The sequence below is a fragment of the Micropruina sp. genome (genome assembly GCF_027492755.1).
Classification (GTDB): Bacteria; Actinomycetota; Actinomycetes; order Propionibacteriales; family Propionibacteriaceae; genus Micropruina.
Window position 1 is genome coordinate 1 of the sequence record NZ_JAPUED010000148.1, and the last position, 9,305, is coordinate 9,305.

13 protein-coding genes are annotated in these 9,305 nt (G+C 69.2%); 4 read left to right on the forward strand and 9 right to left on the reverse strand.

What is annotated here, in order from left to right; genetic code table 11:
* Positions 1-105: 105 nt before the first annotated feature.
* Positions 106-588, reverse strand: coding sequence for a hypothetical protein (locus Q0066_RS10675; protein ID WP_298132731.1), 483 nt, complete (start codon positions 586-588; stop codon positions 106-108).
* A gap of 26 nt (positions 589-614) precedes the next feature.
* Positions 615-1,247, reverse strand: coding sequence for a LysR family substrate-binding domain-containing protein (locus Q0066_RS10680; protein ID WP_298132733.1), 633 nt, complete (start codon positions 1,245-1,247; stop codon positions 615-617).
* Positions 1,248-1,287: 40 nt separating this feature from the next.
* On the opposite strand from Q0066_RS10680, the gene Q0066_RS10685 reads away from it, so the two are divergent.
* Positions 1,288-1,638 (forward strand): DUF5997 family protein, encoded by a 351-nt coding sequence (locus Q0066_RS10685; protein ID WP_298132735.1) that lies wholly within the window; start codon positions 1,288-1,290, stop codon positions 1,636-1,638.
* A gap of 146 nt (positions 1,639-1,784) precedes the next feature.
* Here the strand turns inward: Q0066_RS10685 and Q0066_RS10690 are convergent, their stop codons facing one another.
* Positions 1,785-2,303, reverse strand: coding sequence for a hypothetical protein (locus Q0066_RS10690; protein WP_298132737.1), 519 nt, complete (start codon positions 2,301-2,303; stop codon positions 1,785-1,787).
* Between the two features lie 10 nt (positions 2,304-2,313).
* Positions 2,314-3,579, reverse strand: a complete 1,266-nt coding sequence (locus Q0066_RS10695; RefSeq protein WP_298132739.1) for a dienelactone hydrolase family protein — start codon at positions 3,577-3,579, stop codon at positions 2,314-2,316.
* Positions 3,580-3,734: 155 nt separating this feature from the next.
* Here Q0066_RS10695 and Q0066_RS10700 point away from each other — a divergent pair, with 155 nt between their 5' ends.
* Both Q0066_RS10700 and Q0066_RS10705 read left to right on the forward strand, forming a co-directional pair.
* A complete protein-coding gene (locus Q0066_RS10700; RefSeq protein ID WP_298132741.1) occupies positions 3,735-4,760 on the forward strand; it encodes a zinc-dependent alcohol dehydrogenase family protein in 1,026 nt (341 codons plus the stop codon).
* Between the two features lie 152 nt (positions 4,761-4,912).
* The gene (locus Q0066_RS10705) at positions 4,913-5,413 is read left to right on the forward strand and encodes a helix-turn-helix domain-containing protein (protein WP_298132743.1); all 501 of its coding nucleotides are present in this window, start codon (positions 4,913-4,915) and stop codon (positions 5,411-5,413) included.
* Positions 5,414-5,423: 10 nt separating this feature from the next.
* Here the strand turns inward: Q0066_RS10705 and Q0066_RS10710 are convergent, their stop codons facing one another.
* A complete protein-coding gene (locus Q0066_RS10710; RefSeq protein ID WP_298132744.1) occupies positions 5,424-5,990 on the reverse strand; it encodes a dihydrofolate reductase family protein in 567 nt (188 codons plus the stop codon).
* 73 nt (positions 5,991-6,063) lie between these two features.
* Here Q0066_RS10710 and Q0066_RS10715 point away from each other — a divergent pair, with 73 nt between their 5' ends.
* Entirely contained in the window at positions 6,064-6,636 is a 573-nt protein-coding gene (locus Q0066_RS10715; RefSeq protein WP_298132746.1) for a TetR family transcriptional regulator, read from the forward strand.
* Positions 6,637-6,750: 114 nt separating this feature from the next.
* Here the strand turns inward: Q0066_RS10715 and Q0066_RS10720 are convergent, their stop codons facing one another.
* The 4 genes from Q0066_RS10720 to Q0066_RS10735 all read right to left on the reverse strand — a co-directional run.
* A complete protein-coding gene (locus tag Q0066_RS10720) occupies positions 6,751-7,062 on the reverse strand; it encodes a hypothetical protein (RefSeq protein WP_298132748.1) in 312 nt (103 codons plus the stop codon).
* Positions 7,055-8,449 (reverse strand): LssY C-terminal domain-containing protein, encoded by a 1,395-nt coding sequence (locus tag Q0066_RS10725; protein WP_298132749.1) that lies wholly within the window; start codon positions 8,447-8,449, stop codon positions 7,055-7,057. The genes Q0066_RS10720 and Q0066_RS10725 overlap by 8 nt, the downstream gene beginning before the upstream one ends.
* Before the next feature lie 89 nt (positions 8,450-8,538).
* Positions 8,539-8,991, reverse strand: a complete 453-nt coding sequence (locus Q0066_RS10730; protein WP_298132751.1) for an HNH endonuclease — start codon at positions 8,989-8,991, stop codon at positions 8,539-8,541.
* Positions 8,992-9,169: 178 nt separating this feature from the next.
* Positions 9,170-9,305, reverse strand: a 136-nt coding sequence (locus Q0066_RS10735; protein ID WP_298132752.1) for an RtcB family protein, incomplete at its 5' end; no start/stop codon positions are given.

Here is a 9,305-nt window from a genome sequence, read left to right on the forward strand (position 1 = left end):
GCGAGCATTGCGCATGATGGTTCCTCCTGTGAGGTAGGTGTGGTTCGCCTGCCCCACAGGCTCGCCCCGACCGCTCTCACCACGCACTCATCGCACTCTCGACCGCTAGCCCCCGGCCGGTGACTGTGGTCCGCTGTCGTCGGGGACCGCCTCATGATGCCGGAGGCCGTGCGAGCGACGGTCCTCTTTCATCTCCGCTTCGAAGACGTGCCGCCGGCCGGCCATCAGCTCGCCGCGAACCCGTGCTTCAAGCGCGCGAAAGACCGACCAGTAGGTGTCGTCGTATTCCTCGACGACCTGGTAGCTCCAGCGGCCCTCGATGATGTTGCGGCCGATGAGCTCGCGGTCGAGCAGTTCGGCCGCCTCGTTGTGACCGGCCGCGCGCAGCTGGTCGACGGCGTCACCCAGGGCGAGGTCGGCCGAGCCGCACAACCGATGGAAGGCGTACAGATGGCCCCGGGCGTCCTCCACCTTCTCCAGTGCCTCGGACAGCTTCCCGACCGCGGCGACGGTGGCGTCGTCGACTCCATCAGGGCGGCGATGTTCTTCGAGTTGGTGCTCGCGGTCGAGGTTCGGCCCGTCGTTCATCGGTGCTCCCTTCACTGGGTGGACTCTCAGCGGCGGCGCGGACGTCCGCGTCCAGCCCGCCGGTTGGGCTCGGGCTTCACCGGCTTCGCGAGGCGAGCCCGTTCCTGTTGGGTGCGGGAACTCTGCGTCGTCCGGCCGCGGACCACGCCGATGAACTCATCGGTCAGCGGATGCGGATTCTCGGCGCGCCAGGCGAGTCCGATCCGGGTCGGGTCGGCGTCGGTCACCGGACGGTAGGTGAGGTCGCGGCGGCTGTGCGTGCGGGCGATGGACATCGGCACCCGCAGCACCGCGATCTCGATCGCGACCTGGTTGATGCCGGACGCGTCGGCCTCGGTCAGTACCGTCTCGTCGGCCAGATCAGCGATGGTGACCTCGTCGAAGGCCGCGATCGGATGCTCCTTCGACACCCACACCACCGGCGCCTCCTCGTACAACGGAATGAGATGCAGCCCTTCGGTGTCGATCGGTTGCCGGACGAAGCACAGGTCGACCTCGCCGTCGTCCAGCGCCCGGCGCTGATCGTCCTGGGCCACCTCGACGACCTCCAGGGGGACCGATCGGTAGCGTTCCCGCCAGATCGTCGTCCACTTCGTCAGGGTCACGCCGGGCACGAAGCCCACACGCAGCCGCGGGTCGGCGTCCGGGGGAGTCGTCACCCGGGCAGGCTACCTCCGAACGTCCGGATAGGCTGACCCGGTGAGCCAGACCATGAAGCCGGTGACGGCCGCCGCGAAGCTCGGCATCTACCTGCCGGCCGCGCCCGAGGAGTTCCGCACCTCGCCGATCACCCGCGCCGAACTCGACGCGCTGCGCGCCGACCCGCCGCAGTGGCTGATCGAGCTGCGACGCAACGGACCGTTCCCGCGCGAGGTGGTCGCGCAGAAGCTGGGAGTGTCCCGCTCCGGACTGGCGCGAGCCGGGATCACCGAACCGCTGGACGCAGACCAGATCGGCGCGCTGATCGCCGAACCGCCCGAGTGGCTGGTCCGCGAGCGGGAGAGCTACCGCGAGGTCGTCGCTGAGAAGGCCCGCCAGAACGCGCGCTAGGGCCGCGCTGATCAAAAGCCCCTCCATCGTCATCCGGGATGACGTGAATGATCAACGTTTCCCCGTATCGCGGGTTGAGCTTGTCGAAACCCCTTGTCGGCGTATGAATCCAGGGTCTCGACAAGCTCGACCAACGGGGGAGGGGGTCAGCTACTGATGTACCGAGCCAGTTCCTCCACGGACGCGGTCGCTGCCGGTGCCCCGGCGAAGAAGGCGCTGTTGCGCCATTGCTCGGCAAGTTCGTCCGGATCGGTGAGCCAGTCCTGCTCCACGCAGTCGGCGAGGCCGGCGGGGCCATGCGCCTTCGCGAACTCGGCGGTCATCTGGACGCCGCCGGGTATCAGGAAGACGCTGTCGATGTAGGAGTAGGTGTCGAAGTTGAGGTTCTTGGCCTGCCAGATCAGCTCGACGTCAGCGAGGTCACCGACGAGGAAGAGCATCCAGCAGCAGGCGAGCAGCACGTCGCCGCAGCCGTCGCCGGCGGCGTCCACGCCGTCGATCTCGAGCCGGGTGAGTTCCCGCAGCAACGGGGCGTCGTCAGGTCGGCGGCTGGTCAGCAGCGCAGCCACCAGTGCGGCCCGGGCATCGTCGGGGCCGGCCAGCGCGCGTAGCTGATCGGGGGTGGCGGCACGCGCCGCCGCCAGCAGCAGTGCTCCGGTAGGCATCGACCAAGACTTACACAGTCGGCTCATCGGCGCGCCGGGCGCGTAGCCACTCGGCGCCGTTCCACGACACGGGCACCGCACCGACCGGCGGGAAATCCAGGTCCGGGTCGTCGGACTGGACGAGGCAGAGCATCGGACGCCCGCGCAACGCAGCGGCACGCGCCGTGACCGCGAAGATGTCCAGGACGGCGAACGCCGCGTCACGGTGAGTGGCGGCGAACGCGTCGTAGCGCCGCAGCACCAGAACCAGGCCCGTCGCCCCGGTGTCGACCCCGTAGCCGCCGGCCGCGACGTCGCCCAGGCAGTCGTTGAGCGCGTCCAGGTTGTTGCCGTAGTAGTCGGGAAAATCGAGCAGCGCGGCCAGCGCCCGGTGCATGCCCTGCTGGTCGACCCACTGCGACGCGTCCGCGGTGCGAACGTCGTACCCGCTCCCGCGCAGGCGGCGGAGGGCATCGTCGAGGACAGCGGGGCTTCGGAACAGGGTGATGTAGGGATCCTGGAGGAGTCGCCGATCGATCGGATCGGACGATCCCGGCCCGTCCTGCAGGGTTCGGTCGAACAGCCCGCGCAGCTCGCTGAACGCGCGTCGGTAGGCACCCGGGTTCCAGGCGGAGGTGTCCGCCATGGTGTACCCGTGGGGAGCGCCCGGATAGATCTCGTTGCGCGCGACCAGGCCGGCGCCCGCGAGTGCGGCACCCAGATCGGCGCAGTTCTGCGGGGTCAGCGACGGGTCACCGTCGGCGTGGCCGAACAGGAACTCGGCGGTCGCGTCCGCCAGGGCCAGGTGCGGCGAGTCGGGGGCATCGGTGACCAGGCCACCGCCGTGGAACCCGGCACACGCCGCCACCGCCTCGGGCCGCCGTCCGGCGGCGCGGACGGCCAGCCTCGCCCCCATGCAGAAGCCGACCACACCGATCCGGGGCGACGTCACCTCGGGTCGCGCCAGGAGCGCCGCGACGTAGCCGTCGATGTCCGGCAGTGCCCGCTCCACGGTGAGCCGTCCGACCCGTGGCCCGACCCTTCGCCAGAGCCGCTGCCGGCCGTCCGGATCGGCCAGATCCTCGGCCACCGAGAGGTCGGCGACCGTGCCTTCCCGGTAGAACACGTTGGGCGCCAGCACCACGTAGCCCCAGCCGGCGATCTCGGACGCCATCTCCTTGATCCGTGGCCGCAGCCCGTAGGCGTCCATGAACAGCAGCACACCGGGACCCGATCCTGCCGGCGGCGTCGCCAGGATCGCCTCGACTGTGGCGCCATTGACCTCGATGTCGATCACGCCGCCAGCTTAGGGAAGCGCTGATCAATCATGTGCCGGCTGCGGCGCGCCCATCGTCATCCCGGACTTGCTCCGGGATCTCTCCCGCCGGAGAGCCCGGGATGAGGTGACGAACTGGGCGCGAGCGAGGGGAGGTGATCTGGTAGAACGCTGCGGTGCGCGCAATCGTCTATACCGAGGTCGGTGCCGAACCCCGGCTGACCGATGTCCCCAAGCCCGAATGTCCGGACGACGGCGTCCTGGTGGCCGTCCGGGCCACCGGGGTGTGCCGTTCCGACTGGCACGCCTGGCGGGGCCACGATCCGGTGCCATTGCCGAACATCCCCGGCCACGAGTTCGCCGGCGTGGTCGCCGCGGCCGGTCCAGGGGTGCGCGGCTTCCGCGTCGGCGACCGGGTGACGGCCCCGTTCGTCAACGGGTGCGGTCGTTGCGCGTGGTGCGAGACCGGCCAGGCGCAGGTCTGCCCGGATCAGACCCAGCCCGGCTTCACCCATCCCGGCTCGTTCGCGGAACTGGTTGCCGTCCGGGCGGCGGACTTCAACCTCGTCCGGCTCCCGGAAGCGGTCGATTTCGTCACTGCCGCAGGGCTGGGCTGCCGGTTCGCCACCGCCTACCACGCCCTGACCGCCCAGAGCCGATTGCTGGCAGGGGAGTGGTTGCTGGTCGTCGGTTGCGGAGGAGTCGGACTGTCCGCCGTCCTGCTCGGTGAGGCGCTCGGCGCCCGGGTGATCGCCGTCGATCCGTCGGCGGCGGCCCGCGAGCGCGCGACTGCACTGGGCGCGGAGGTGACGCTCGCCAACGCCGATCCGGACGCGGTGCGCGACCTCACCGATGGGGGAGCCCACGTGACCATGGACGCCCTGGGCTCCGGTCAGGTGGTCGATGCGGCGTTGCGCAGCCTGCGCCCGCGCGGCCGGCACGTCCAGGTCGGACTGATGCTCGGCGAACAGGCGTCCGCGCCGTTGCCCTGGGGCCTGGTCGTCGCCCGCGAGTTGGTGGTGGCGGGCAGCCACGGCATGGCAGCCGCCGACTACCCGGCGATGCTGCAACTCATCGCCGACGGCACCGTCCATCCCGGACGCCTCGTCGGACGCGTGGTCGGCCTCGACCGGGCCGGTATCGAACTGATGGCAATGGACGCTCCCGCACCGTCCGCCGGAATCACGGTCGCCACGCTCTGACCGCCCCGGTCGAGAGTCGTTTCGACGAGCTCGGCCACCGCCGGTCGAACTGGTCGAGACCCCTGGTGAGGGTCACCAGAGCAACCCCGGGCGGCAACAGGTCGGCACCGACAAGTGATGGTAGGTTGCAATCAGTTACCGGAAGGAAGGTCATGCAGCACACCCCACGCTCCGGGTGCGCGATCAACGCCGCCGTCGAGGTGCTCGGCGACCCCTGGGCGATGCTCGTGCTGCGCGACATCATGTTCGGTGACCGCCGCTACTTCCGTGAACTGCTCACCGGCTCCGAAGAGGGCATCGCGAGCAACATTCTGAGCAGCCGGCTGAAGCAACTCACCGCCGCCGGCCTACTCACCAGGGCGGAGGCCGGCCGCGGTCAGCGGGCCCGCTATTCGCTGACCGAGGCAGGCATTCAGGTGCTGCCGGTGATGGTCGCGCTCGGCAACTGGGGTCTGGCTCATCGTGAGGGGACCCGCCGGCTGCGTGTCCGGGCCGAACTGATGCGCGACGCGGGACCGGCGTTCATCGAACGGATGATGGACGAGTTGCGCGAGCACCACTTGGGCATTCCGATGCCGGACGGCGCCGAGCCGCGTCCGAGTGAGCAGTTGCGGCTCGCCTATGAGCAGGCGATGGCCGGCGGTTCGGCGTGACGCCGGGCCGCTACGCCCGCTGGTACTCCTCGATCACCACTCCGGACTCGAACCGGCGGACGTCGACGAGGCGAAACCTGGCAATGGCCAGCCCGACTGAACCGAACAGTGGAATGCCGGCGCCGAAAGCCACCGGATTGCGCTTGAGGACGAGCCGATCGATCTCGGGCAGCAACGCGCCGGCGAGCTCGCCACCGCCGCACAGATAGATGCCGAGACCGTCCTGTCGCTTCAGCTCACGGACGGTGGCGAGCGGATCGGCAGTGAACGTCACCCCCTCGACGGGCGTGCGATCGCCGCGGGTGGCCACGTATTCGCGCAGATGTGCATACGGTCGTTCGATGCCGACCGAGTAGGCGATGTCATAGCTGTTCCAGCCCTGGATCACCGTGTCGAAGCGAGTGCGCGGCGGCTGCTTGCCCACAGCCTGCAGAATGTGCGCCGGAACGGCGTCGCCGTACTCGTCGAGCAGCACCTGCATATGGTCACCCTCGACCAGGAATGCGTCGAAACCACCGTCGGGCGTCGCGATGAAGCCGTCCACGGACACTGCCACGTAGTAGATCAGTTCACGCATGAGTCGTCCTTTCACTACTGGTGTCGTGGTTCACGCTACCACGACGGCAGTCGTGGTTGTCTATAGTGACGGCGTGGCACGGAATCCCGAACGACGCGTCCAGTTGGCCGATGCGGCGTTGCGGGTGCTTGCCCGTCAGGGTTCGCGCGGGCTGACTCACCGGGCGGTCGACACCGAAGCCGAGGTGCCACGGGGGACGGCGTCGAACTACTTCAGCTCGCGTGACGACATCATCGACGCCATCCTGGCCCGGATCGGCGAGCGGCTCGCCCCCGATCCGGCCGCGCACGCCGAGTTGGCCCGGCGTCCGCCCGGACGCGAGCTGTTCGCCACCTACCTCAAGGACATCGTCCACCGGCTGACCGCTGATCGCGATGCCACGCTGGCGTTGTTCGAACTCAGGCTGGACGCCGCCCGGCGTCCGTCGGTGGCCGAGGTGCTGGGCGGCTGGCTGCGGGGCGGCCTGGACGCCGACGTGGCATTCACCGAGGACGCCGGCTTACCCGGAAGCCGCTGGGAGATCGTGCTGTTCCACTACGCGCTCGATGGGCTGATTCTCGACCAGCTCACCGTCCCGATCGATGCAGAGGTGGCCGCCGACGATGCGGTCGAGGTGCTGGTCGAGCGGCTGCTAGAGAAGCGTTGATCACTCACCTCATCCCGGGCTCCGACCCGGGGATCCCAGGCGGGAGATATCCCGGATCAAGTCCGGGACGACCGTCGAGAGGCTTTGACCAGCGCCTCCCAGGTGATCCTCGGGTCAGCTGAAGAGCCAGTATCCGGCCACAGCCATCGGCGCCAGGCCGAGGATCACCAGCGGATGATAGGGGCGTCGCCGGTTGAGGATCAGCACCGTGGCCGCACCCACCACACCGATCACGCCGCACATGATCCACAACCCGATGACCGAGTCGTAGGGCAGTTCGTACTGGGCCCGGGTCACCACGAAGAGCGCCAGCACCGAGGCGACCATCGCGATCACCCCGCCGAGCAGGAACGACACCACCATCCGCTGGACGAGGTCGAGGCTGCGACGTTCGGTCTCGCTGGAGGTCGGCGCCTCATCAGCCATCGCGCCGTCGTCGAAGGACGGCCTGCTCGGCGTCGGCCGGTGTGGTTGGAGGCTCACCCGGCTCACTGTACTGATCGTCGCGGCCGCGTCCGAGTTGTCGAGGCCGAGCGGACCGCCGACTGAACCCGGGGCGGGGACGGGGGTGGGTGTACTCCCGCGCGGCTTCGCTGGAAAGGGCCAGCAGCACGAGAACGCTCAGGCCGAGCCCGGCGAGGTCGCCGCCCAATCGACCGTGGTCGTTCGTCATGGTGCGGCTCACGAAGACGATCGCGGCGTTGGCCAGGCTGAGGCAGCACAGCGTCATCCGGGCCCAGTTGTGCCGGGTGAACAGGAAGGCGCCGAGGCCGAGGTCGATCGCGGCCAGCGCGGCCAGGCCGATGCCGACGACCGGGAGCAGCGGGGCAAGCTCGGCGTCGACCTCCGCAACCAGTGCGGGGCTTGCTCCCCAGAAGGCGAAGCAGGCCAGCAGCAGGTAGACCAGCCCACGGATCGCGGTGACGCCGAGCGCGAACAGCACCTGGAGCGGCGGGGTGGCGCGCGGTGTCGGCGGTAGGGCCGGGGTGCCGGCCTGAGCAGAGGCCATGCCGCCCAGATCGACGATCGGCAGGTCGCCGTCGGTGCGGATCAGGTCGCCGCCGCCGTTGCGCGAGTGATAGCCGGCACCGAATCCCTCGATCACTCGCAGCCGTACCGCGGGATCGACCAGCCGCAGGCTCTCCACGATGTGGTCGCGTTCCGCATCGACGTCCGCGGCGATCTTGTGGGTGATCTGGAAGGTGAACAGCGACAACCCGACGCTGCGGTCGTAGGTGCCGGCCGCGAGCCAGTCGACCCTGGTGCCGCCGGGCAACAGCCAGTCGTCCGGGCAGCGCCAGAACCGCACGTGGTGGCGTTGGTTGGGATTGCCGGCCACCTCCTGCTGGTAGGCGAAATCCTGTCGGCGCTGGAACAGGAAGAGTGGGCTCACCGGCGCCGTGCGGTAGGTGCGCCGAGTCAGCGACGACACCACGATCCGCCACCCGGTGCTGAAGGACAGCTCGTCGGCGAGGCTCCAACCGGCGGCACGCATCGCCGCGTGGATGTGCTCGGCCTCGCCCAGCATCGCCAGATTGACCGGGTCGCCGAGCAGGCCGTCGGCGGTCCGGGTGCGGCCGATGAAGTAGTCGGGAACGTAGATCCGAGTCAGGATGCGGTGAATGCGGGGGAGTACCAGATAGGTGACCATCGCCCAGAACACCACCACCAGCAGCATGGGCCAGCCCGGCTGAATGCCCTCCTGCAAGGTGAGATACGCCAACCACAGTGAGACGACGCCGCCGGCCGTGAACAGCGCCCGATCCAGGCCGGCGGCGATCCCGGCCTTGGTTTCGTCGTCCTTGCGCGGCATGCCGTCCCTTCATTCGCCCGTGCCGTGACCGAGGCTAGCCGACGGCGGTGCGGCAGATCGGCCCGCCCGGCGAAGCGAGCAGGCCGATCTCAGCGTTGCCGCAGGTCGGCGGCGGTCGGCACGAACGGCTGCACCCGCAGTCGCATGCCGGCCTGCTCCGGCGTCCGGTCGCGCTTGAAGCCGTTGCACGCGGCACAGGCCGCCACCAGGTTCAGCCACGATGTCGGCCCACCGCGGCTGCGTGGCACGATGTGGTCGCGGGTGGACGCCTCACGCCCGCAGTAGGCGCAGGCGTGGCCGTCCCGGCGCAGCACGTTGGCCAGGCTGCACGGCAGCCGTCCGGAATGCTCGTACAGCCAGCGCGCGTAGACGTAGCTGACCAGCACCAGCGAGTGCGGCTGCGGGTAGGGGCCGAAGGTACGACCCGGCACCGACTGGTGCACCCGCGCCACGTCGCGGTAGAGCATCGCCACGGCGTGCCGCAGCGACACCTGATGCAGCACCTGGTGCGCATCGGCGTTCAGCACGATCACCCGATCCATCCTTAGGCCTCCTTTCTGCCTCGTTCTGGTACGGAGGGACGGTTCTTTCCGTCCCATTTCCGGTACGGAGGGACGGTTCTTTCCGTCCCATTTCCGGTACGGAGGGACGGTTCTTTCCGTTCCATTTCCGCCGAAACGGAACTAGAACGGAACGAAAAGAACCGTCCCCGCGTACCGCTCAGCCCTTCACGCAGAGCAGGGTCCGCAGCCGGGCGACGACCTCGACCAGATCCACCTGGGCGGCGATCACCTGGTCGATGTCCTTGTAGGCGCCGGGGATCTCGTCGACCACCCCGGCGTCCTTGCGGCACTCG